General features: G+C 58.4%; 1 protein-coding gene. It reads left to right on the top strand.

Going from position 1 to position 262, the window contains the following annotated elements; genetic code table 11:
- On the top strand, positions 1–262 hold a 262-nt coding region (locus SB756_RS31415; protein ID WP_410913413.1), incomplete at both ends, for an OprD family outer membrane porin.

The following is a 262-nucleotide window of genomic DNA, read 5'->3' as shown; positions in this document are numbered from 1 at the left end:
CCTGACCAGCAATCTATACGCCTCCGAACTCAAGGACGTCTGGCATCAGTACTACTACGACCTGGACTACACCTACACGCTGAACGACCTGGTCAGCCTCAACCCTGGCCTGCACTACTATCACACCCAGGACACCGGGCAATCGTTGCTCGGCAGCATCGACAACAACACCTACAGCCTGCACCTGACCGTAGGCGTCGGCCATCACAGCGTCACCGCCGCCTACCAACGGGTCAACGGCAACACGCCATTCGACTACATC

The organism is Pseudomonas sp. SIMBA_068 (assembly GCF_046534705.1).
Classification (GTDB): Bacteria; Pseudomonadota; Gammaproteobacteria; order Pseudomonadales; family Pseudomonadaceae; genus Aquipseudomonas; species Aquipseudomonas putida.
Note: the sequence above shows the minus strand (reverse complement) of the source record. Positions and strands in the feature narration are given on the sequence as shown.